Annotated in this window: 23 protein-coding genes; 10 read left to right on the forward strand and 13 right to left on the reverse strand. The window is 50.2% G+C overall.

All coding sequences use genetic code 11. The features are described 5' to 3' along the window. Positions 1 to 884: nitroreductase family protein (locus PPL9_RS04905; protein WP_057461596.1), on the reverse strand; the 884-nt coding region annotated here is incomplete at its 3' end. A 100-nt stretch (positions 885 to 984) separates the two neighbouring features. Then, the gene (locus PPL9_RS04910) at positions 985 to 1,971 is read right to left on the reverse strand and encodes a nucleoside recognition protein (RefSeq protein ID WP_208989170.1); all 987 of its coding nucleotides are present in this window, start codon (positions 1,969 to 1,971) and stop codon (positions 985 to 987) included. Between the two features lie 373 nt (positions 1,972 to 2,344). Between PPL9_RS04910 and PPL9_RS04915 the strand changes: the two genes are divergently transcribed. Further along, complete coding sequence (locus PPL9_RS04915; RefSeq protein ID WP_208989171.1) at positions 2,345 to 2,764, forward strand: hypothetical protein; 420 nt, start codon at positions 2,345 to 2,347, stop codon at positions 2,762 to 2,764. A 211-nt stretch (positions 2,765 to 2,975) separates the two neighbouring features. Here PPL9_RS04915 and PPL9_RS04920 read toward each other — a convergent pair whose 3' ends face one another. After that, positions 2,976 to 3,281: an NIPSNAP family protein gene (locus PPL9_RS04920; protein WP_057461598.1), complete on the reverse strand. Its 306-nt coding sequence runs from the start codon at positions 3,279 to 3,281 to the stop codon at positions 2,976 to 2,978. A 1,027-nt stretch (positions 3,282 to 4,308) separates the two neighbouring features. On the opposite strand from PPL9_RS04920, the gene PPL9_RS04930 reads away from it, so the two are divergent. Then, positions 4,309 to 5,013, forward strand: a complete 705-nt coding sequence (locus PPL9_RS04930; protein ID WP_057461739.1) for a hypothetical protein — start codon at positions 4,309 to 4,311, stop codon at positions 5,011 to 5,013. Between the two features lie 141 nt (positions 5,014 to 5,154). Here the strand turns inward: PPL9_RS04930 and PPL9_RS04935 are convergent, their stop codons facing one another. Both PPL9_RS04935 and rocF read right to left on the reverse strand, forming a co-directional pair. Beyond that, complete coding sequence (locus tag PPL9_RS04935) at positions 5,155 to 6,183, reverse strand: ornithine cyclodeaminase (RefSeq protein WP_057461601.1); 1,029 nt, start codon at positions 6,181 to 6,183, stop codon at positions 5,155 to 5,157. A 35-nt stretch (positions 6,184 to 6,218) separates the two neighbouring features. Next, entirely contained in the window at positions 6,219 to 7,145 is a 927-nt protein-coding gene (gene rocF / locus PPL9_RS04940) for an arginase (protein ID WP_057461603.1), read from the reverse strand. Between the two features lie 120 nt (positions 7,146 to 7,265). Between rocF and PPL9_RS04945 the strand changes: the two genes are divergently transcribed. Further along, positions 7,266 to 7,718 carry an Lrp/AsnC family transcriptional regulator gene (locus PPL9_RS04945; RefSeq protein WP_057461604.1) on the forward strand — a complete coding sequence of 151 codons (453 nt, stop codon included), beginning with the start codon at positions 7,266 to 7,268 and terminating at the stop codon, positions 7,716 to 7,718. A gap of 108 nt (positions 7,719 to 7,826) precedes the next feature. Here PPL9_RS04945 and PPL9_RS04950 read toward each other — a convergent pair whose 3' ends face one another. Next, entirely contained in the window at positions 7,827 to 8,735 is a 909-nt protein-coding gene (locus PPL9_RS04950) for a LysR family transcriptional regulator (protein WP_057461606.1), read from the reverse strand. A gap of 76 nt (positions 8,736 to 8,811) precedes the next feature. Between PPL9_RS04950 and PPL9_RS04955 the strand changes: the two genes are divergently transcribed. Next, positions 8,812 to 9,648 carry a nuclear transport factor 2 family protein gene (locus PPL9_RS04955; RefSeq protein WP_161831209.1) on the forward strand — a complete coding sequence of 279 codons (837 nt, stop codon included), beginning with the start codon at positions 8,812 to 8,814 and terminating at the stop codon, positions 9,646 to 9,648. Between the two features lie 110 nt (positions 9,649 to 9,758). On the opposite strand, the gene PPL9_RS04960 is transcribed toward PPL9_RS04955, so the two are convergent. Together PPL9_RS04960 and deoD are read right to left on the reverse strand one after the other, a co-directional pair. Continuing rightward, positions 9,759 to 10,001, reverse strand: a complete 243-nt coding sequence (locus PPL9_RS04960) for a YgjV family protein (protein ID WP_057461608.1) — start codon at positions 9,999 to 10,001, stop codon at positions 9,759 to 9,761. Further along, on the reverse strand, positions 10,001 to 10,729 hold the full coding sequence (gene deoD / locus PPL9_RS04965; protein ID WP_057461610.1) for a purine-nucleoside phosphorylase: 729 nt from the start codon (positions 10,727 to 10,729) through the stop codon (positions 10,001 to 10,003). The genes PPL9_RS04960 and deoD overlap by 1 nt, the downstream gene beginning before the upstream one ends. A gap of 96 nt (positions 10,730 to 10,825) precedes the next feature. Here deoD and PPL9_RS04970 point away from each other — a divergent pair, with 96 nt between their 5' ends. Continuing rightward, positions 10,826 to 11,488: a Crp/Fnr family transcriptional regulator gene (locus tag PPL9_RS04970; RefSeq protein ID WP_082596559.1), complete on the forward strand. Its 663-nt coding sequence runs from the start codon at positions 10,826 to 10,828 to the stop codon at positions 11,486 to 11,488. Between the two features lie 5 nt (positions 11,489 to 11,493). Here the strand turns inward: PPL9_RS04970 and PPL9_RS04975 are convergent, their stop codons facing one another. Then, positions 11,494 to 13,194, reverse strand: a complete 1,701-nt coding sequence (locus PPL9_RS04975) for a thiamine pyrophosphate-binding protein (RefSeq protein ID WP_057461614.1) — start codon at positions 13,192 to 13,194, stop codon at positions 11,494 to 11,496. A gap of 312 nt (positions 13,195 to 13,506) precedes the next feature. Here PPL9_RS04975 and PPL9_RS04980 point away from each other — a divergent pair, with 312 nt between their 5' ends. Continuing rightward, on the forward strand, positions 13,507 to 14,178 hold the full coding sequence (locus PPL9_RS04980; protein WP_057461615.1) for a helix-turn-helix domain-containing protein: 672 nt from the start codon (positions 13,507 to 13,509) through the stop codon (positions 14,176 to 14,178). Between the two features lie 9 nt (positions 14,179 to 14,187). Here the strand turns inward: PPL9_RS04980 and PPL9_RS04985 are convergent, their stop codons facing one another. Beyond that, entirely contained in the window at positions 14,188 to 14,577 is a 390-nt protein-coding gene (locus PPL9_RS04985) for a VOC family protein (RefSeq protein ID WP_057461617.1), read from the reverse strand. 159 nt (positions 14,578 to 14,736) lie between these two features. On the opposite strand from PPL9_RS04985, the gene PPL9_RS04990 reads away from it, so the two are divergent. The 4 genes from PPL9_RS04990 (at position 14,737) to PPL9_RS05005 (ending at position 17,044) form a co-directional block, all read left to right on the forward strand. After that, positions 14,737 to 14,925 carry a hypothetical protein gene (locus PPL9_RS04990; protein ID WP_057461619.1) on the forward strand — a complete coding sequence of 63 codons (189 nt, stop codon included), beginning with the start codon at positions 14,737 to 14,739 and terminating at the stop codon, positions 14,923 to 14,925. A gap of 11 nt (positions 14,926 to 14,936) precedes the next feature. Then, on the forward strand, positions 14,937 to 15,425 hold the full coding sequence (locus PPL9_RS04995; RefSeq protein ID WP_208989172.1) for a hypothetical protein: 489 nt from the start codon (positions 14,937 to 14,939) through the stop codon (positions 15,423 to 15,425). A 75-nt stretch (positions 15,426 to 15,500) separates the two neighbouring features. Then, positions 15,501 to 16,235 (forward strand): hypothetical protein, encoded by a 735-nt coding sequence (locus tag PPL9_RS05000; protein WP_152986596.1) that lies wholly within the window; start codon positions 15,501 to 15,503, stop codon positions 16,233 to 16,235. Positions 16,236 to 16,780: 545 nt separating this feature from the next. Continuing rightward, the gene (locus PPL9_RS05005; protein ID WP_057461741.1) at positions 16,781 to 17,044 is read left to right on the forward strand and encodes a hypothetical protein; all 264 of its coding nucleotides are present in this window, start codon (positions 16,781 to 16,783) and stop codon (positions 17,042 to 17,044) included. A gap of 177 nt (positions 17,045 to 17,221) precedes the next feature. Here PPL9_RS05005 and PPL9_RS05010 read toward each other — a convergent pair whose 3' ends face one another. The 3 genes from PPL9_RS05010 to PPL9_RS33030 all read right to left on the reverse strand — a co-directional run bounded on the left by PPL9_RS05010 (position 17,222) and on the right by PPL9_RS33030 (position 20,797). Beyond that, positions 17,222 to 17,677 (reverse strand): hypothetical protein, encoded by a 456-nt coding sequence (locus PPL9_RS05010; protein WP_057461624.1) that lies wholly within the window; start codon positions 17,675 to 17,677, stop codon positions 17,222 to 17,224. 161 nt (positions 17,678 to 17,838) lie between these two features. Further along, positions 17,839 to 18,315 carry a hypothetical protein gene (locus tag PPL9_RS05015; RefSeq protein ID WP_057461625.1) on the reverse strand — a complete coding sequence of 159 codons (477 nt, stop codon included), beginning with the start codon at positions 18,313 to 18,315 and terminating at the stop codon, positions 17,839 to 17,841. A 127-nt stretch (positions 18,316 to 18,442) separates the two neighbouring features. Next, complete coding sequence (locus tag PPL9_RS33030) at positions 18,443 to 20,797, reverse strand: hypothetical protein (RefSeq protein WP_208989173.1); 2,355 nt, start codon at positions 20,795 to 20,797, stop codon at positions 18,443 to 18,445. Positions 20,798 to 20,871 lie beyond the last annotated feature (74 nt).

Here is a 20,871-nt window from a genome sequence, read left to right on the forward strand (position 1 = left end):
CATTGGCACACCTCATAGCATCGCCCAAACTCCCGATAGGGCCGTGCGTTCGTGTTCAGCGGCTTGGTGAAACCAGTATCTGCAAAGAACAAGTCCTGCACATCCAGCCGATGCCGCTGTGTCTTCTGGATGAGGCGGATCGCCAGCGGGGTGTAGCGGGAGTGATACCCAAACCCGCAAACGCAGATGATGTGATCCTTCTCAGGATCAAACCGTGCACCCAGATGCTTGATGATGCTCTTGTGGTCCGCTCCCGGCCCAATCCAACAGGTTGCCAGCCCTTGCCGTGTGGCCTCAATCACCACCTTCTGCAAACTGCGCCCCACATCCACCACTGCCATCTCATGATACGCACGCGGTGCAATAGCCACCAAAAACTCATGCGTCCCAACCGCAGGCCAAACCACAAGCGGATTGTCGACATACTCAAAGCGAATGGGGTGAGGGCTCAGACAATGCTCTGGCTTGCTAGTCCGCTCTGCCACTGAAAGCACCATTTGGCGATGCTCTTCGCTCATAAGCCGCTTTTGAAAGGACCGGCACGAGACCCGCGTCCGCAGCAACTCAAAGGCATCCAGATGCTCAAGGCTGGTTGGCAGTGGTTCTTCCGGGTGAAAGCCATACCGAACCGTCACCACATCGAAAATCAGATTAAAAAACAACAGCACCGCAAGAATAAGTGGCAAATCCACTAACAGAAATGGCCGACACCCAACCAGCGCGCCGATCCCAGCCAACACCAGCAACAGCACCACAACCACCAGATTGGGCAGGTACTGCAGCCAGCTGGTCCACTGCAGCCACATCTTCACCCGCCACCACCACCTGGTTTCAAACCAGGCCTCGTTAGGAATGCGCGTCTCTTGAGGAGGTATTTCGTTCATGCACGTGTTCCGCAATCAGACCAGAGGAGGCTCACTGCGAAACATTTTAAGCGAGGCTTCTTCCTGAAACGTAACCAAGCATCAGGAACAGGATAGGGTATCAGCCAACCGCCTTAGCTGTTTTCGCTGGGCGGTAAAGGAACCGGTTGAATGCATCCTCCGGCATCATCTGGATCAGACGACCAATCAGCGCCATGGCTGCAACGCAGAACACAAAGCGCCCAACCAGTGCGCCGGACCAGTGCGCGCCAAATGCCATCATCACTAGCGGATCCTCAATCAACCCATGGCAGATGCCCATGAAAGAAAGCGACAGCACCACATCGCGAGAGGATAACTTGCCTTCCTGCGCTTCTTTGATGATGAGACCACCACCGTAAGAAAGCCCAAGCAAAACACCAACCATGGTGATCGGCGTTGCGGCCTTGCTGATGCCCATGAGACGCAGCAATGGAGAGAGCAGCCAGCCAATCAGGTCGGTGATCTTCATCAGTTCCAGCAGTTTCAGGAAGATGATCAGCCCCATGATAATCCAGAACATGGTGAAGAGCAGAGACGCACTGGAATAGCCCCACTGCAGCCATGTCTCTTCAATCGTTGGCGCGAAAGGCAGCCAGTCAAGCTGGATCGACTGCTGCAGCCAGCCACCCGCAGAGTAAAACAGGTTCAGCACCATGCCGTAGGTGATGCCCACCACGAACCGAAGGCTGGAGGAAAACACAAAGCTGATCCCGGCGCGGCGGGAGATACTCTGTTCCAGTGGCAATGCATGGGCGATCAGCACCACAGAAAGCAGTACGGTCACATCTGCAACACTCAGCGACACCAGTGGCAAAATGGTCAGCATTACAGCCACGGCAGAATAGGTGCTCACCAGCAAACCAACAGCAAGCACAAGCCCCGTTGCAGCAGGCAGTCCCATCAGGCCCATCAGCGGTTCAAGCGCAACGCCAAGATAATCAACCAGCCCTAATTCCATCAGAATGCGCACAAGGATCATCACGGGAACCATGGTTTTGACCATAATCCAGAACAGACCGACGGAGTCTTTTGCAATTTTTTGACAAGCGGCGGTGAAGCTTTTCATTTTTTGACAAACCAATGCTGCGCGCGCTTCATCTTGCTCAAAGCACTGCGAGTGAACGGAGGTTGGGAAAATCAAAAGGGTCGGCCCTTACTGCATTGCCCAGCAAAACTACTAGGATATTTCAGGTTTTGAGGAAATAGTATTTTACTCAACCCACCCACTTTAAATTCTCAAAGGAACGTTTGTGCGCGGGGGAAGACCTGTGCCGTTTCCGGCCTGGTCTTTCAGACAGACCAATGCGAATTGTCTCGCTGTAACTCTTGCTTTTGTCACCTCCGGTTCTGCTTTGCTTAACTAACGAAAGACCTCTTCCTTTTGAGCCTGCCTGTTTTGCATTAGCGTTTTTTGAAAGAGCAAAAGCAGGTGAAAAAAAATGGCCGGAAAAACCCTGAAGACCTTTAAGAACCTTTCTGATTTCCGCAGTGGCTTCTCTGATCTCAAACAGAAGATGGACCACAAACACGGCATCCACCTGCTGGACATTACCAAGTTTGACAAGGAGTTGGGCAATAAGACCTTTCTTGAAAAAAGCTATGAGGCAGCCGTTGAGGACTCCCCAAAAGTCTCCAAAATCTCTGAAGCGCATGGAAAGCTGACACGGCTCAAAAACTCACTGGAGCGCGAAAGCAGCGGTTTTGAGGACCTCGACAAGCTTTATAACAAGCTGGTCGCTCAGCTGAATGAGGCAAGCAAGAAAAACAAAGGCGACGTCAAAAAGCTCAGTGAAGACAAAGAGTATGATGAAGCCCAAGCCAACCTCCTAAAGCTTGCCCCCCCATTGGAAAAAAGCTAGCAAAAAACGGAATGACTTCCGGAAAGCCGAACGCGAACTCGCCGCTCTCGACAAAAAACTCACGGAAATCAAAGCCGAAGCCTCAAAGAAATGCCCTGTTGAAGTGAAACGAGACTCCAAGAAACTCCTGTTGCTTATCGCAGGCGACAAGGTGGTCGAATACTCTTTGAAACACACAAAGTAGACTTCACCTCAGGCACCACTCCCCGGGTTACTTCAGCACAGGCCGCAAAAATTGGCGGTCATACCGGCGGATGCACTGTGTCTCTTCAGCATAGGCAAAGGCCTTCTGGCAGTCTTCGTCTTCCATGCTGTCTTTGCGATACTGCTCATAGGCTGCGAGCGATGGAAACGAGAACAAAGCCAACGCCAAATCATTCGCGCTTTCATGGGGCAGAAAATACCCGTGATGCTGGCCACCAAACTTCTCAACCAACGGAATCCAAAGCCGGGCATAATGCTCAAACTCAGCAACCTTTGCCGGGTTCAACTCATAATGCACATAACAAGTAATCATAGCCGCACGAGCCCCTTTAAACCTAAGCCATAACAAGTGGGCGCAGTCTTATATCAGAGCGGGTATTCCGGCAAGGTTGTGCCTGAAGTTGTAATTTGCTTCTAACGAGCATTTAGCGCCGTCGCCATGTTGTGCCTCTCATTTTTTGTGGTATCCATGCCGTCGATTTTCGGCATGTCAGAAGCTCAGTAGCGCTCATTTTGAAGCAACCAAAATTGGCGAATTCAAGAGCACTGGCTTTGTCGTAAACGTGAAGCGATCAAATCATAAGAAGTGTCACCCAAACAACGAAAGCTCTGCTTTATGAAAATGAAATCTGCGCCTCTTGTGCTGGCCTCAATCGCAATGCTCAGCCTTCTGGGCGCTTGTGGCTCAAGCGAACAAAGTAAGCGCGCCTTTATCTCTTTCAAAGCGTACGGGTCATGCTTGAAAGAGATCAAACCAAATGCACCTCAGGGGTTTCGTGCTGACGCTGGCCGTAGCGAAACATTTGAGTTTGATATCTATCGCCCAAAAGCAAAGTTAAGCTCTCGTGAGACAGCAAAAATGCGGGCTTGCTACAATCGGCGCAACAAGTGAGTGAGGATGCATCCAGAGCCCGCATAGATAAAGTGGCATGGGTGTAACTTGGTGAGAGCATGAAGAAAGACTGCTTTGGGCTCTCACTCACGATTGTCATGCTTGCCTTTAAACTCTGACTTCAATAACTGGCAGATTTGAGTTGTGGTTCAATTCGGAACTCTCCAGCAGCGCCAAACTGAACAAACCAGCTTGGGTTGGCTGAAATTGATTCAGTTATTCACGGTTTTAGGCGGGCGTGGTCCAGTTCGCGTTGCCTCTCATAAAGTCAAAGCCTTTCAGCTCCTTACTCCATAAAAATGGCCAACAATGACTGCTTCTCATCCCCTATCTGACAGAGTTGTTACTCAGGTGTCATGAGCGCTGTGATGAATAAAACAGGGGCGTTTCTGACTTAGCGTTAGCCTGATCCCATTACAAAAGAAACCAGCAGAATGGGATGGACACTATGACTTCAGTTAGCTTGAGCAATTTTCAGAATATCGCGGTTGATTCAGCGCCTTCTCAAAAGCTGACGGTTGCGGATGGGAATGTGCAAACCCGTCGGGCAAGCACGTCTATTCAGGGTCGTTTTGTCTCCTGGCTTGCTCTGCAAGGCAATTTAGATACTCAAAAAGCAGCAGATCAGGGGGCGTTCCGCACTGCACTCCTGGACAAATATGGCGAAACGCTTGGAACACAAGCGTACGATCAGGCCTGCAACGCCTGCGGTTTCTCAGCTGGCCAAAACCACAGCCTGACATCAAAGCAGGTCGTAACCGGTGTTCACTATGCAGACGAAAAGTTGAATAGCGATCCACTTGCGCCATTCGTTTCCAAAGTTGAAGTAAAAGCAGCAGAACCGGAAAACCATGACGTGGCCTCTGTGCTTCCGGCAAACTTGCTGGAGGGGAACTTCTCCGTCCCTGATAATGAGATCAGGCAGGCAGCCGTGGATACCCTCGATGTGATCACACAGTTTATCTCAGAAAAGTACACCCCTGAGATTGCGGAGGTCGTAGAAGGCCGAGTTGTAGAAGCAGGATTGTTTGATGAGCTCCTTGCTGAACAGGTCGATCCAAACAACAGCGTTGAACTGCGCGAGACCATCAGCATCTTCATTGATGCGATCTGGGAAGAAGCAAAGAAAGTTCACATCGAGTCTATCCTGTAAATGATCAGGAAAAGCGTCGAGCTTCGGTTTTCAGCATTGCTCTGCTGCCCCTAAGCCAACAAAGCAAAAAAGAAGCGCCTGCTAGGTGGGCAGGCGCTTACAAACCCCGGGCAAGGGATAGTTTAACGATGACCGCTGCTCTTACTCGGCAGCTTGTTTAACTTCTAAAAGGCCAAAGAGATTGCGCGGATCAGCCGGTTCAGCAATCATCTCCAGGTCCTGAGTTGTTTCGTCCTGCTTCACCAGATCATAGATGTAGCGCAGGCCGGAAAAGTCCTCGATGGCAAAGCCAACAGAGTCGAACAAGGTAATATCGCGCTCGGTGGTGCGGCCCTCAGCAGCTCCTGTAATCACTTCCCAAAGCTCAACAACCGGATAGTCATCATCCAGCTGCTGGATCTCGCCTTCAATGCGGGTCTGTTCCGGGTATTCAACGAAGATCTTGGAGCGCAGCAAAATGTCCTTGTGCAGCTCGGTCTTGCCAGGGCAGTCGCCACCAATCGCGTTGATGTGCACACCGGCGCCAACCATGTTGTCGGTCAAGATGGTGGCTTGCTGCTTATCCGCCGTCACCGTGGTGATGATATCAGCACCCGTGATTGCTTCTTCAGAGCTGCGGCAGATGGTGATGGTAAAGCCTTTGCCATCAAGGTTTGCAGCACACTTCTCAGTCGCTTCCGCATCCGTATCAAACAGGCGCAAGTTGGTAATGCCCATCACCGCCTTAAACGCCAGCGCCTGAAACTCGGACTGAGCCCCATTGCCGATGATTGCCATCGTCTTGGAATCTGCTCGCGCCAGATGCTTTGCCGCCATAACGGAGGTCGCAGCAGTGCGCAGGGCAGTCAGAACAGTCATCTCGGACAGGAAGAACGGGTAGCCGGTGTCCACATCAGCAAGCATGCCAAATGCAGTCACAGTCTGCTTACCTTCCTTGGTGTTTTTCGGATGACCGTTCACATATTTGAAGCTGTAGAGCTCCCCATCGCTGGTCGGCATCAGTTCGATTACGCCAACTTTGGAGTGGCTTGCAACACGAGGTGTTTTGTCAAACAGAGACCAGCGGCGGTAATCTTCCTCCACATACTCGGTCATGCCCTTCAAAACAGTCTCGACACCGTGTTTGTTGACCAAATCCAAAATTTTAGAAACGCTTACGAACTGGACCATATGGGGATACCTATCTTTTATTGTGTTGCTTGCGATCAGGCGCGGTTTGGATGGTCCAGCACCTGCTTGCCAAACAAGCTGGAAACCAAATCTGCCATCAAAGTCGCCGTCCGGCCACGCACATCCAGGAATGGGTTCAGCTCAACCAGATCCACAGAAGTGACCAGCTGACTGTCGCAGAGCATTTCCATAATCAGATGCGCCTCACGGAACGTCGCACCGCCGGGAACAGTTGTGCCCACTGCTGGCGCAATGTCCGGGTCCAGAAAATCCACATCAAAGCTCAGGTGCAGACGACCATTGGCAGCCTTCACGCGCTCCAGAAACTCATTGATCGGCTTGACCACACCGTTCTCATCAATCCGGCGCATGTCATAGGTCTCAATGCCGGTTTTCTGCAGGGCAGCCCGCTCCGCATTGTCGACGGACCGCAAGCCCATCATGCAGATATTTTCTGGCTTGATCGATGTGTTCAGCTCCGGATAATACCCCTCAAAACCGGAGAGACCACAAAAGTAAGCCGCGGGCGTGCCGTGCAGATTGCCGCTGGTCGTTGTGCTGAGATTATGGAAATCAGGATGCGCATCCAGCCAGAGCACAAACTGCTCTTCACCAGCTTCTGCCGCCGCATGGGCAATACCGCTGACAGTTCCAGCTGCCATCGAATGATCGCCACCAAGGAAGACCGGGAGATGACCTTCACGGACTTCCGCCAAAGCCACGTCATGGAGCTTCTCAGTCCAGCTGATTGTCTCACTCAAATGGTGGACAGCGCCGTTGGAATGAACCCGATCCCGACTTGCCTCTGGTAAAATGTTGCCCCGGTCTATAACGGAGTAGCCCAGTGCTTCCAGGGAGTCTTGCAGTCCGGCAGTTCGCAGAGCATCCGGGCCCATCAAGCAGCCCTGAATGTTGGTTCCTGTCTGTACAGGTGCCCCGACGAGCACAACGGTATTCTTCATTCCCACTTCCCGATTAAATCCGATATGGGGTATTATCCTTGTGGAAGTGGCGGTAAAAAGCTGGCATTGTGATCAAAATGGTGGTCGCATTGGCCAGATTGGTAAGTAAGGTTACGCACTTTGGATGAGATAGATCAAAAAATCATCGCGATACTACGTAGAAATGCGCGTGCGAGTGTTTCTGATCTTGCCCTTGAGCTGAAGATTTCTCGCTCGACTGTGCGCTCACGTATGGAGCGTTTGAAGTCCATCGGCGACATTCTCGGCTACACAGTCGTGCTGCGAGGCGATGTCTTCGAACAACCTGTTCGTGGCATTATGATGATCAAGATCGAGGGCAAAGGCACCCAGCGCATCGTCGATCATCTGAACAAGATGACCGAGGTCACTGCCTTGCACACAACAAACGGCAAGTGGGATCTGATCCTGGAGCTGGGAACCGACACGCTGGTCCACTTCGATGATGTCCTGCGCCGTATCCGTCTGATTGACGGCATCTCAGCCAGTGAAACCAACCTGCTCCTCTCCACCAAACGCACCAACGAAGCCCGCCGCAACGTGATGCTGGATTAGGTTTCACCTACAGCGTATCTCCGAAAAGTGGAAACCGATTTTCGGATAAAGATACGCAAAAACAAAGGCTAAAGCAGTTCCTGTGTTTCAACTCAAATGCGAACTGCTTTAGGCTTTCAAGTTTGCGCCTCTTGTCAGCTTGTCGCTCCAGAAAGAAAGCCTCGGATTAGATAATTGGCTTTCATGCACAAACAGAGCGAGACACATTGGCGGCACAGGCAAAGGGGGGCACGCAGTTGACAGACTGCTAAGGGAGCCGGATTGAAGCATTGCGGGAAGACAGACAATCAGATCTGTACCTTTCAGAAGAACACCCAGACTATCAAAGTCAGAAACGCGTAGCGCGATGTTTCTCTTCAGGCCCTGCTCAGCTAACAGCTGATCAATCCCTGAGCTTCTGATCTCACCATGAGAAACCACCGCATGGTTTGCAGCGCAATATTCTGTTAAAGTTTGAGGCGCAGAACGCACAGAGCTGTCGTAGAAAACAGCCATTTCCATATCGACTAACTTACGTTGAATAATATCTCCACCCTCTTTCAAAAGAGTGGGGAACAACGCCAAGTCAACATTTCGGTTTCGTAGATTTTCGCGAACTTCCAGCCAAGACCCGGTCGAGCGCAGTTCCAGAGTCATGCCGAGTGCGAGTTTCCGAAGTTCATTGAACATCGGCTTGACCAGAAGATCCCGCTCCAATGCATTCGCTGCGATCTTGAGCGTCCCTACATCTTGCTCCGGTAAGTACGAAGCAGGCATGGCGAGAGTGTCGTAATCTCTCAAGATACGGTGTGCAACCGGTAAGATCTGAAGCATCCGTTCTGTTGGCTCAATGCTATTGCCCACACGGATATAGAGTTGATCAGCCAAAGTCTTTCGAGCACGCTCCAGAGAGTAACTTAGCGAGGATTGCGTCATTCCCAGACGAGTAGCAGCGCGGGTTACGGAGCGGGTCTCATTCAACTCCACCAACTGCCGGAGGGTTGAGCCATCTAATGTAAGGTGATCGAAAATCTTCATAACCTGAATCTAATAGGTGTTATCGCTAGAACTCACAAGGCCGTCTATATCTCGACGTTTACATATGGAGCGTCCGATGAAATTTCTATCGAAACTGACAGCAGTCTGTTTGATCTTATTGTCTTCTGCTGGTCTTGCCGGTGAGTTGGAAAAAAACAACAAAGAACTGGTGCTAAATGCTCTGGCAAAAGTGTTCGACGCACAAAAGACTGAGCTGATTGAGACCTATTATCACCCGCAATACATACAGCACAGCCCAGAGGTTAAGGACGGTGTTGACGGTCTGAGCGAAGCGATCACGCAGATGCGGGAAAATGAAATTACCCCTGCGAGAGAAGTCGTGCGCGTTATTGCTCAAGACAATCTTGTTGCGACGCAGTCACGCGTCACAATTGGTGAACACACAATGATTGTTGGAGATTTATTTCGTGTCCAGGACGGGAAAATCATAGAGCATTGGGATGCGAGCCAGGTTGAAACACCGAAATCAAAAACCGCCAACGGCAATTCGATGATTGATGGCGGAGGGAACCCGAATGCAGATGTTTCCGAGGCAGACCTTGCTCGGAATAAAGAAATGGCTACTGATTTCTTTGCTAAAGGCATTGCGGGTGATGTTGCGACCCTCAAAAGTCTTTTTGGTGAAGAGTATATTCAGCATAACCCGCAGGTTCCAAATGGGATTGAGCCAATCCTTGGGTTCTTCAAGAACAGTGACGGTAAACTCAGCAATGTCACCGTGCACCAAGCCGTGTCTGAAGGGGACCTCACATTTGCTCTGGTAGAGTATGCGGACTGGGGGAATGCAGTGATCGAGATTGTTCGGCATGATGATGAGGGAAAGATTGTAGAACACTGGGACATCGTGCAGGAAATTCCGAAAGATTTTTCGCATGAAAACGGTATGTTCTAGGCTTTTAAATGTTTCGGCTGTTGAAGGATGAAATGAAAGAGCCGGAGGCGATGAAACGCTCTCCGGCTTTCAAGTTTACAATTACCTTGGCTTGATGGGAGGCGAGTGCCTTACGCTTCTGCTGGCGTAAGTGCTTGTTGTTGTTGCTTTCTCAGTTTTGCCAAGTGGTAAATGTTGATGAACACGCACATGCCGTTGAGCAAAACAACCGGGTAAGCATCAACTGCGACACCATAAATGGTGAACAGGATGCAACCGACCATATTGATCACACGAAGCCACAGGACGTTGCCCATCAGGAGGGAAGTCATCACAGTAATTGAGGCCAGATAGCCTACAAGTTCCATATTCATTATGCCGCAGCCATTTCTGGTGTTGTTGCATATGCAGTTTCCAGAGCCAGTTCCATCATCTGGTTAAAGCTGGTCTGGCGTTCTTCAGAGGAGGTTTCCTCAGCCGTGATCAGGTGATCGGATACGGTCAGCACGCACAGCGCTTTCACACGGAATTCCGCAGCAATTGCAAACAGAGCCGCAGCTTCCATTTCAACTGCCAGAACGCCCATTTTCTGCATCGCTGGCAGCAGTGCAGGATTGGAGCCGTAGAAAAGATCACCTGAGAGGATGTTACCAAAGCGCGGCGACAGACCTAGCTCGCCAGCAGCATCAGAACAGGCCTTCAGTAATTCAAAATCAGGTGCAGCAGCATAATCGTAACCAGCAAAGCGATCGCGGATCATTGCGGAGTTGGTGCTGGCACTTGTTGCGACAATCAGATCGCGCAGTTTCAGCTCTTCATCAACACCGCCACAGCTGCCCACGCGAATGATTTGTTTCACGCCGTAAAAGTTGATCAGCTCATGCGCATAGATAGAGATGGATGGCATACCCATACCATGTGCCATAACTGAAATTGGCTTACCCTTGTATTCACCAGTAAAACCAAGCACATTACGCACGTTTGTTACTTCGCGTACATTTTCCAGATAGGTTTCTGCAATATACTTTGCGCGAAGCGGATCACCCGGCATGAGGACTGTTTCAGCAAAGTCTCCAGTCTGGGCGTTGATATGCGGTGTCATCAGATTCTCCTATGCAGCTTGCAAGGAGAAAGGTAGAAATATCTCCGATTCAAAAACAGGACAATTGTCCGCATCTCTGAACTAAATAATGCAAAAATGACAATTAAATCGCTCGCAGACATTGGACATAAGGAAGTATTAGAATGGGTCAAAACTGGTCCGTTTCTTCTACGCTATATGGAGCCCGGAGATTACCTGCTCCGGCAAGGCCAAAACCTTGAACACCTGTATTGGATCGACGATGGCTTCTGCACGGTCAGTTACACCGCTGCCAATGGGCGGCGCTTCAGTCACGGCAGATTCAATATCGAAGATCGCCTTTACGGTGAGATCGAGTTTTTGACGGGCAAACCAATTCAGTTCGACATCCGCTGCGATGGTCCCGTCAGCGTGCGCGTTATCCCGATTGCAGAGCTGGAAGCCCTGTTAGTGCAACACCCTCATGTGGGCATCTGGCTCAGCCAATGTCTGGCCGACACCTATCAGGGTGTTATGGACAGGGTCACCTCGCACTTCATGTACCCGCTGGCCTACAACATCGCCAAAGACCTGCTCCTCCGTGAGCGCGGCAACAAACCACCAATCCAGTTCGAGCGCGTCTTCCGCGAAGCCGAGCGCTTCGGCTGCTCAGAACGCGTCTACCGCCGTGCCGTCAGTCAACTGATCGAACACGGCCTGGTCGAAAAACGAGGCCGCGAACTCAAAGTCGCCAACCACACCAAACTGGAACGCTATCTGGCCGAAGAAGAAGAGCGGTAAGCCATTCAATGTCGCAGTGCTTCGCTGAATTTGACGTTGAACGAGGCGGAGTCCCAAGGGTCCAGAATGATACGGACAATGTTGACACTTTTGGGCTTATCTAGATTGTCTAGCAGTTCAGCCATGTCTTTTTCGGTGCGGACTACGAAACTGTTACAGGTTTGGCCCTCTACACCGCCAAATGCTGAGCCTAACTCCTCGTAGTTCCAGACGGGTGTGTTGTTATAGGAGCGTTCCTTACCAGGATAGATCTGCCGCTCAGCCCCATAACCTTTGTTATCCAGAACAAAGAGAACGCAGTCAGTTTCATATTTGATCAGCGTTGAAAGCTCTTGTGCAGTCATATGGAAGGCACCATCGCCAGTGATCATATAACACCGTCGTCCTGATGCTTCCTTTGCAAAAATACCTCCGCAAAACAAAGCGAAGCCGGCTCCCAGTGATCCATAGTTTCCGCAACCATGAATATCGACACCAACAGGATACTCTGCCTGAGAGGCATTAATGTACCCGCCTGTATCTCCAAACATGACATCACCAGCTTTGGCATAATTTGCGAACTGAACAAACAGACGGTCGATTGTCAGGTTTTTGTCCGTTGGATCAAACCTGTCGCTTCTTTGAAAGCTAAAGCGCCGCGCAGTCTTGGAAATTTCGAGTGTTCCAGCCTGATCATTTTTTGCCTCTTTGAGCAGGGCCGGCAAAAAGTCTCGCAAATAGACTTTATCATAGACATGATTGTTGATGAGGACTTGGTCAAAATCCATCCAGATGCAATCCTGCTCTTCGCCAAGCTTGCTGGTGAAAACACCGGTGTCGAATTCGTTAAGTGTCATGCCCGCGACAAGGGCCAAATCTGCCGTTTCAACAGTCGTCTTTGTCGCGTCGCAGCTCATGGCACCCATATACATGCCTGCCGCATTCGGATGACCTTCAAAAGCGGGAATTTTGCCAACAAATGTTGTCGCGACACTGGCATTGAGGCATTCAACAAGGCTCTTGGTTTCTTCAATCAGCTTCTCTCGCTGTAGTAGATGTCCCGTCACAACACTGCGGGTCTGTGAGCTGTTGAGCAAGCCAACTGTATGACACAAGGCAGCTTTCAGGTTCACCTGTGAGGATTGATTGAGCCAAAGATCAAGAGGTTCTGTTGGCTTTTCTACTTCAGCCAGTTGAAGATCGTAAGGAATTTCAAGATAAACAGGCTTTTTCCTTTGCATTGCTGTGCGGATGAGATCATCAATCTCAGCCGAAGCAGTCTCCAGCCGGGTTAATCGATGAGAAGCGGCTGTAATCGGACGAAAAGCCTCCAGACAAGCATCGAAATTAGTATCTATAACGTGGTGCAATTTGCGTGGTGTAGGCGTGGTCAGAACTTCAATTGTCGGGGTGCCTGCAATCACAATCATTGGTGTGCTGTCTGCGAATGATCCACCCACCGCATTGGCAGTGCTAAGCGAACCAACACCGTAAGTCACGGCAACAGCACCAAAGCCAGACATCTTGGAATAACCATCCGCTGCATACGCACCATTAAGTTCATTACAAATTAGAATATGCTCCACGCCATGATCTTGGTCGATCAGCTCATCAAATAAAGGCAGAACATAATCGCCGGGAATCCCAAAGACATGGTTGGCACCAACCTCTTTCAAACGAAGAAAGAGATAGGTAGAAACAGACACTTTCGTTGATTGAGATGACATGGAAACGCTCCTCTTAAGCAGTTTCTTTCATTCTCGCATGAGATCTGAGTAAACCGCCTACTGGCTTGCATTTAGCGATACTGAGCGTTTCCATCCGCTTTAAAAAATTACTGCATTTCAGTCACTGAAATAACTTATTCGGCAATAAACAACAGCACTTCATGCGGTGTATTCATGGTGCCGTTGTGTTCTTCCAAACACCTGGTGATCTCAGCCATGAGCTAACCAATCTTTGCAATTACAATTGAAGGAACACAGGCAGCATACTATGAATGAAGGAAGGCACCACCAAGCAAACAGGGGAGGGATAGTTTGCAGCACGATCACACATGCGCGTCCCTGCCTGAAACGCTTGCTCAGGTCTGGCATCATTCGGGTGAACTCGGTGTCTCCGGACCAATCCTGCCGGATGGGTGCAGAGATCTGATCGTCACGGAAGTAGAAGGCAAACGCCCGTCGTGGCATGTGTCAGAGCTGTTCGATGAGCCGCACCAGACAGAACGCATAACTGTTAAGCGCATGATCGGCTTTCGCCTGAAGCCGGGCACGCAGGTAAACGAACAAGACCTGATCAAAGCGCTGAGCGTGCTGGGCTCCTGGGATGAAGCCACCATCTGTAAATTGCTTGCAGACCACACCCGCCTCAACACCAGAGTATCCGAAGCGCTGGGCTGTATCGCGGAGGAGCAATTGTCCATTGCCGCCTCCGCTGGAGCGTTGGGGGTGACGCTCAAAACCTTGCAGCGCACCTTGGCACGCCACACTTGTCGCTCGCCTGTCTACTGGCGCCAGCTCGCCCGCATCCGCAAAACCGCGCGTGCTATTGAAACCGCAGAAGGTTGGGCTGATTTTGCCCTCGACAACGGCTTCTCCGACCAGGCGCATATGACTCGCGAGTTCCAGCGCTGGTTCGGCACCTCACCCATGCAATTTGCCGCAAACTCCGGCTTCAAGCAGCAGGCTCAGTCCATCGCGTTTGGGTGAGCCTCAGCCTCAAGCCGGGGCCGTCACTGGCGAGCAAATCTCAATCAGAAAGCCGTTCATGTCCTTCACGTAGGATGTTGTCTGCCCCCATGGCTCGTCTTTGACCTCCTGCACAAGCTCAGCACCGGCTGCCAATGCTTTTGCAAGGTTGCCTGCCACATCGTCAGTCTGGAACGCAATCTCAAAGCACGGATTGCTTGCATCCGCCTGCGATGGGTTTTTGCCAAGGTTTTTCATCAACTCGAAGGAGGAGAAGGACAGTGTCGTCTCGCCAGTTTTCACCTCGCCATAATCCCCTCCCTCAGTAATCAGACCCGCCTCCACATCAAACGCCTTGCAATAAAAGTCGATGGTCTCACGAGGGCTCTCAACGTACAGAATAACGTATTTCAAATGCATGGATTTCCTCCTGTTTTCATGAGGATGACCCTAGTCAGGCACGGTGCCTACGTATTGAAAAAAAGCGACACTTTCATCGGCAGAACTCTGGTCAAACTTGAATGCAAAGCAGAAGGAATCTGCTAGTCTCCCTCAGGTTCCTGCCAGCGAGGCTGTCTCATGCGCAATTTCCGCAAAGTTCTGTACGTGCTCATCACCTGCTTCATCAGCATCTACGGCGCCTACTTCGCCTACACATCGTTTTATGAAGGCACGCTGTTCAACGTCATCGCGGGCCTGCTGATTTGCATTGTTGGCATCATAGGCCTCTACGGCACATTTAGCGGCAAAACGCAGGACACAAAGTAAGGAGAGGGATGATGCACGACTTATCAGAATACAAGGCAAAATCAGGAAGTTTCGAGCCAGTCTGGACAATCGAAATCCAGACGCTGGAGGAGGACACTGACCGCATATTAGACGCCGTCATGCAAGTGCACCCGCTCAGCTTTGGGCGCTACCAGCGCAACGCCAGTATTTCGGCGGTTGGCAAGGAAACCGCCCAGCCCAAACCAAACTCAACCACCACAACCCACATTGAGGGCTTTCAGGCTGGCATGACAGAGACCTACCCCATGGTAGAGCTGAAAATCTCCATTGAGCGCGACCCGAAAGTGCTCGAAAAAGTCATGGACGCCATAATCTACGCCCACCACTACGAAGAACCCGTCATCTTCCTCCGCGAAGACTGGGCCAGCCGCGCCGCCTACAACCCCAACAGCACCAACCCAAACCGATGGTGGAACAACGGCAAAGGCATGCCGGAGAAGGTGGGGTGTGGGGGGCATTCCAGTGTGAGGAATTGGTGAAAATTACTTACGCGTTTCTATTTGCGTAAAATGCTACCTTATAGGGCATGTACTCTCTAGTGTGGTATGTTTCTTATGTCTGAATACACTAATCATGATTACTATAATGACTTCCTGTCGAGTTCTGCAAAAAGAAAGGCGGCGTTAGAACGTGCCTTAGATACACGAAAATTTGAAATAGAGCTTTATTGGAAGCGAGCAGCATACTTTTGGACTTTTATCGGTGCAACGCTTGCTGGATATATCGCGATCAAAATTGCTAGCATGCAGACGACACTTGTACATGTTGGGAAAGTTAAAATACTTGAGGTCAGCGCAACAGATGACGTGAGTAATTTTTTGTCTGTTTTGCTCGCATGCTTAGGGTTGGTGTTTTCAGTGTCGTGGTACTTAGTGAATCGAGGCAGTAAGTATTGGCAAGAGAACTGGGAATATCATGTTGACTTGCTTGAGGATGACGTCTCAGGTCCAATATATAAAACAGTATTACTAAATGACAAAAACAAAATTCTTATTGGGCCAGCTTGGTATTCTGTTTCCAAAATCAACATTAGTTTGAGTCTGTATGTATCTGTTGTTTGGGTAACTCTCCTATTGCATTCATTGGCAAATGCATCATTCTTTTCGAAATTCAAAGATCTTTTCGGAGATGGTAATGTAGAGTTAGTCCCTTACATTTTTTTAGTTTTTCTCAGTGTTGTGACTCTGGTGTTTATGTATTTTTCTCGTACTGAGCCGCCCAGAAGCGAAAAAGATAATATCAATATCAAGGCAATGGTACGGGTTACCAAACTCCCTTGCAACAACTAATCGCTACCTCTTTATGTAGTATTCCCACTCCCCTCATTGACACCCACAACGATAAATAGCGCTCTCATGATTAATGGCTCAGCGCAGCTGCAATCTATGGTTTTTGTGCTTGAAATCAGCCCATAGAACGCAATCTTTCGCTTATGGGTGGGAGGGTGGTGAATACAATACCTCTTGTGGGGGAATAAACTCGCCTGTCTAAGCCAGGTTTTGAACCTCCCGCCCACCAAAGATCTGAAAAGTCTGATGGTTTTTCTTTCCTCTCATTGACACCCGCAGCAAGACGGCGCATCCTCATGATGAGGCGTCGAAACCTCTCACAGAGCGGTCACCGCTGCCGTTTATTGGCGGTCTTTTTGTGTCTGGAGTTAGGTCTTCAAACGCAAACTCTCGCTTATGGGCGGGAGGGCGGTGAATACAATACCCTTCGCGGGGGAATAAACCCGCCTGTCTCTGTCAGGTTTCGAACCTCCCGCTCGCCAGTGGGTTGTCGAAAGCTTTCTGTCGAGTGGTTTGTTCAACAAGCCAACAGAGAAGGCTTAATGATGACCAAAACTGAAGATGAGAAAAGTGCCCATATGTCCCTTCGCAATGAAGTGGACCAGCTCAACCTTTCATCCAGCCACCTCAAAAATCTGGTTTATTCCATGAGTGTGGTGATGAGTGAGCGCATGGAGCACACGCAGGAATATGAAGCGTTGCTGACGCTGTTTGATACTGTGCGCAGCCACATAGAAGATGTGCAGGGATGTAGCGAGAAGATATCGGAATTGCTCGAGCCTTGCGCGCTGGACCTCACCAAAACCTAAAAAGCATAGAGAGCGAGCAGAGGTAGTACCTCTGCTGAACTTGCCTGAGAGGCAATGCGCTTCTCAGGCTTTTCAGTGTATCTCCGAAAAGTGGAAACCGGTTTTCGGATAAAGATACGCAAGCACAACAGCTAAAGCAGTTCAGCTTAAATGCGAACTGCTTTAGCTAAGGTCCGCTTAGAACTGCACCGGTACAGTCTCGCCAGTAGAAATCTTACACTCGCCAACGCCGCCATCTGAAAAACCAGAGCTTGGGTTGCTCAGAGTAATCTGGCACTGCATGGAGCGAGCAGCGCTGAACAGCACGCCTTTGGCTCTTGAGTTGTACGTGGTGGAAGAGCTGGAGGAGAAGAAATCATCGTCGTCATCGTCATAGAAGAACCCGTCTTCAACGCTCTCGGTCTGCTTTTTCTCTGTCACCAGCTTACCGGTGAAAAACTCGCCGCTGGAAAGCGTAGCCACAGCGGAGGCCGCGCCATCATCGAGGAATTCTTCCGTCACCTGAAAAGTCACGCTCTGTGCGTTCTTGCCGTCTTTGCTGACAACACGTCCCTGTCCGGTTGTGGTGGACTGACAACCCGCCAGAACTGCAACAGCAGCAACGCACACACCGATCTTGAAAATAGTCTTCATTGTAATTCACCAATCCCGAATAGTTAAATGTCGGTTTTGGCTGTCTGGAAGTCGTTTCAAATAACGCAGTCACCACAGCCAAAAGCCCCTGAACCGGCTGTAGGTCAGGGGCAACTTGGTCGGCAATCACAAAAAGCACAGTGTGAGAAAAATTTCGCTCTCTAAAACTCGACTGGGAACGACCCACCAGTGGAGAGCTTACACTGCCCAACTCCACCATCAGAGAAACCATTAGCCGGATTGGAAAGCGTTACAACGCAGCGCATGCTCCGCTTTGCGCTGAACAAAACTCCGCGGGCATAAGGGCTGTATGTGGTTGAGAAGGTGGAGACGAAGAACGGCCCGTCGTCAAAGCCGTCAAAATCATCGAAGTCGTCGAAATCATCAAACCCATCATCGAAGTCGCTTTCTCCAATGTTGGTGGTCTGGCTCTTCGCAGTAACGAGCTTACCGGTAAACACCTCGCCATCTGGCAATGTGGCCGTTGTCGCTGCTCCGCCACTGCCAAAGAAGTTCTCGGTCACTTCAAAGTTAACCGCTTTACCTCCCAGACGACCTTGCCCGGGCGTTGTTGTCTGGCAACCCGCCAAACCAGCAATGGCGACCAGGCACAAACCTGTCGTGAAAAAGCGTCTCATTCTGCGTTCCAATCCCGAATTAAAATGCAAACAACTCAGGGCAGAATTACAGAAAAATGTTGCCAAACGTATTCAAACATCGCTTGCAACAAATGCTGAAACACCAGCGAAAATGTACACCGGCAGACTACTTTTTCTTGCCGTGGCGCACAGCTCCACGACGCTTGAAAATGGCTTTACGTTTCTTGATTGTCTGCTGCTTCAGCTTCCGCTCCATATTGGCGATAATAGTGTTAAGGAAGCCAAATTGCACCTCTGCTTCCATTACTCTGCCTTTGCTCAGGAAACTCTCAATCTTGTAAGCTGCCTCACTGGCTGTTTCGTTGTTGTCTATAAAGAGGGCCAGATCGTCATCATCCTGAATAGCACTGCGTTGGCCGAAAAGTTTGTTGACGGTATCAGCCAGCTCTTCAACTTTCGCCAGATAACTCTCAATTTTCGCAGCAGTACGTTGCCCACGTTCAAACGCAATTCGCACGCTCTCCATAGCAATCTGGGCATTCTCAAGAGCATCCCTGGCTTCATCTATCCGGGCGAGATCTTCTGCCTGGCTGAGATAAGCTTCGGCATTCTTGACCATGCTCTCAAATTTAGCGAGCTCCTCGGAGTTCTTAAAGAGGTCCTTGTTTCTGTCATAGGACTTGAGTTCGCGATAGATTTGCTCAATGCCAATCTTAATATCTTCCTTGGCATCAAGATCCGGTGTCTGGTCTTTGCTTTCTTCTTCAACAGCTGGCGCAGGAGCCTGCTGCAACATCTCTTGTAATATCGATGCGCATTCATTGAACTTGTCGAACTGCTTCTCCGCCTCCTTCCCTTCATCTATTTTCAGATGATCCAGCATGATCTGGATGCAAACCAATGCCCTTGCGTGATGTGTCGCAAAGCGCTCAAGAAGCGCTTCATTTCCGTCAAAGCGATACTGCTCGGCATACAGCTTTGACAATAAGGATTGTCTGTCACCGACTTCCAGGATCATTTCAGAGCGCAGATTATCCCGATCGATGCGTGTTGCTTCATAGGCTTCCTCAAAAGCTCGCCGGTCATCCTCAATCTTGTCCATCATGGTTTTGGCAAAGCCGGCGAGTTGGTCTTTGATCGCCTTGCGAAGATTATTCAGCGTTTCCTGAGAGGTTTTGTAAGAGCTATCAAATGAAGTCAGGTCGATGTTCCAGGCATCAAACTCAGCGCGTTTTTGATGAATTCCGGCAATAATGTTCTCATAGTATGCCGCACCTTCAGACAAACCATTCAACAATGAGCTCAGGATTTGTCGGCTGTTGTCCTGTATCTTCTGCAGGATGATCAGATCTTTCTTTGCTTCAGAAAGAGATGCACGTGCGCTTTCCAGATCATCTCCGGCAAGTGCCGTACTGCCTTCTTCATGATGTTGCATTGCGTCAGCATAGGCAGCTTCCAGATCAGTCACATACTCATCAACACAATGCGGTCGTGCTTGACTGAAAATCGTATTGATAGCGGCGCGGGTCTGATCAAATTGCTGCACCAGCTCAGCCTGCTCCGCACTATGAGGATCAAGAGGTGCCTGTTGCTGCGCTGGGTTCGGTGCGGGTTCAGCTTTTCTTTTCTTTTTCTTCCGCGGTGCCTGCGTAACGCAGCGTTCCAGATTTGCCAAAGCGACCTTGAGATTGCTCAAAATGGCCCGTGCATCCCTCACTTTACCTTCTGCAATCAGCCCTTCCACCTGAAAGGCGAAATCATTGGCAATGCTGTTGTAGCTCAGGAAGTCGTTTTTATGGTCAGGATCTTGTAGAGCGATCCCTTGCTCATACACAGCGTTGATCCGGTCTTTCGCAGCTTCGGCATCTGCAAGATAACCCTCAACTTTTGCAGCAGTATTCGCGCCGCGCTCATAGGCAATTTCCATGGAATCGAGCGTAATACGAGCATTGTCGAGCGCGTCCTCTGAGGCCTCAAACCTCTTCCGTTCCATAAGGACCGATGCTTGCTCGGCAAAGCCTGCAGCCTTGTCATGCAGGTTGGTGTAGATCAACCGCTCTTCGTTGTCTCTGAAGACACTGCCCATACTGTCATAATCTTCAAGTTCCACATTGATACGTGCAATTGCCTTTTGCAGCATCTCCCGGGCTTCAGCTTCAGTCGCAGCAGTGTTGACCTGCGGCATCCACTGCAAGCTACGGGTTTCTTTCTCCAGTTTTTTCAATCCATTGCGTGAGTTTCCAATAGCCTGATCAGCTTCCTCAACCCGCTGGCCACCCACGCAGGCCTCTGCGTAATCAATAAGTGCAGTCACTTCACCGCAAAGGGCATCAAAGCGGACCAACTGCTTGCCACCAAACTTCTCGTCAGCCTGCGCGTATCTCTCAAAATCTTTGCGCGTGTCTGCCAGTGGTTCGAGTGTTCTGCGAAGATCCTCGATTTGCTGAGTTTGAATCTGAAGCATTGATTCCGCTTCAGTTATGTAGTCCCGCATGTCAGCCGCACAGTCACGAATGTCCATGATGCTCTCTTCAGCAAGACGGACACTCTTGGCCAGGAGATCGGTACGCGCGCTTAGGATCGCCGTACGGGCAG

Source organism: Pseudovibrio sp. POLY-S9 (genome assembly GCF_001431305.1).
Classification (GTDB): Bacteria; Pseudomonadota; Alphaproteobacteria; order Rhizobiales; family Stappiaceae; genus Pseudovibrio.

What these genes read in the sequence shown, in the direction of transcription:
- PPL9_RS04910 (WP_208989170.1), bottom strand. Translation starts at nt 1,971, where the DNA reads ATGAAAAGCTTCACCGCCGCTTGTCAAAAAATTGCAAAAGACTCCGTC.
- PPL9_RS04915 (WP_208989171.1), top strand. Translation starts at nt 2,345, where the DNA reads ATGGCCGGAAAAACCCTGAAGACCTTTAAGAACCTTTCTGATTTCCGC.
- PPL9_RS04920 (WP_057461598.1), bottom strand. Translation starts at nt 3,281, where the DNA reads ATGATTACTTGTTATGTGCATTATGAGTTGAACCCGGCAAAGGTTGCT.
- PPL9_RS04930 (WP_057461739.1), top strand. Translation starts at nt 4,309, where the DNA reads ATGACTTCAGTTAGCTTGAGCAATTTTCAGAATATCGCGGTTGATTCA.
- PPL9_RS04935 (WP_057461601.1), bottom strand. Translation starts at nt 6,183, where the DNA reads ATGGTCCAGTTCGTAAGCGTTTCTAAAATTTTGGATTTGGTCAACAAA.
- rocF (WP_057461603.1), bottom strand. Translation starts at nt 7,145, where the DNA reads ATGAAGAATACCGTTGTGCTCGTCGGGGCACCTGTACAGACAGGAACC.
- PPL9_RS04950 (WP_057461606.1), bottom strand. Translation starts at nt 8,735, where the DNA reads ATGAAGATTTTCGATCACCTTACATTAGATGGCTCAACCCTCCGGCAG.
- PPL9_RS04955 (WP_161831209.1), top strand. Translation starts at nt 8,812, where the DNA reads ATGAAATTTCTATCGAAACTGACAGCAGTCTGTTTGATCTTATTGTCT.
- PPL9_RS04960 (WP_057461608.1), bottom strand. Translation starts at nt 10,001, where the DNA reads ATGAATATGGAACTTGTAGGCTATCTGGCCTCAATTACTGTGATGACT.
- deoD (WP_057461610.1), bottom strand. Translation starts at nt 10,729, where the DNA reads ATGACACCGCATATCAACGCCCAGACTGGAGACTTTGCTGAAACAGTC.
- PPL9_RS04970 (WP_082596559.1), top strand. Translation starts at nt 10,826, where the DNA reads ATGACAATTAAATCGCTCGCAGACATTGGACATAAGGAAGTATTAGAA.
- PPL9_RS04975 (WP_057461614.1), bottom strand. Translation starts at nt 13,194, where the DNA reads ATGTCATCTCAATCAACGAAAGTGTCTGTTTCTACCTATCTCTTTCTT.
- PPL9_RS04985 (WP_057461617.1), bottom strand. Translation starts at nt 14,577, where the DNA reads ATGCATTTGAAATACGTTATTCTGTACGTTGAGAGCCCTCGTGAGACC.
- PPL9_RS04990 (WP_057461619.1), top strand. Translation starts at nt 14,737, where the DNA reads ATGCGCAATTTCCGCAAAGTTCTGTACGTGCTCATCACCTGCTTCATC.
- PPL9_RS04995 (WP_208989172.1), top strand. Translation starts at nt 14,937, where the DNA reads ATGCACGACTTATCAGAATACAAGGCAAAATCAGGAAGTTTCGAGCCA.
- PPL9_RS05000 (WP_152986596.1), top strand. Translation starts at nt 15,501, where the DNA reads ATGTCTGAATACACTAATCATGATTACTATAATGACTTCCTGTCGAGT.
- PPL9_RS05005 (WP_057461741.1), top strand. Translation starts at nt 16,781, where the DNA reads ATGACCAAAACTGAAGATGAGAAAAGTGCCCATATGTCCCTTCGCAAT.
- PPL9_RS05010 (WP_057461624.1), bottom strand. Translation starts at nt 17,677, where the DNA reads ATGAAGACTATTTTCAAGATCGGTGTGTGCGTTGCTGCTGTTGCAGTT.
- PPL9_RS05015 (WP_057461625.1), bottom strand. Translation starts at nt 18,315, where the DNA reads ATGAGACGCTTTTTCACGACAGGTTTGTGCCTGGTCGCCATTGCTGGT.
- PPL9_RS33030 (WP_208989173.1), bottom strand. Translation starts at nt 20,797, where the DNA reads ATGGACATTCGTGACTGTGCGGCTGACATGCGGGACTACATAACTGAA.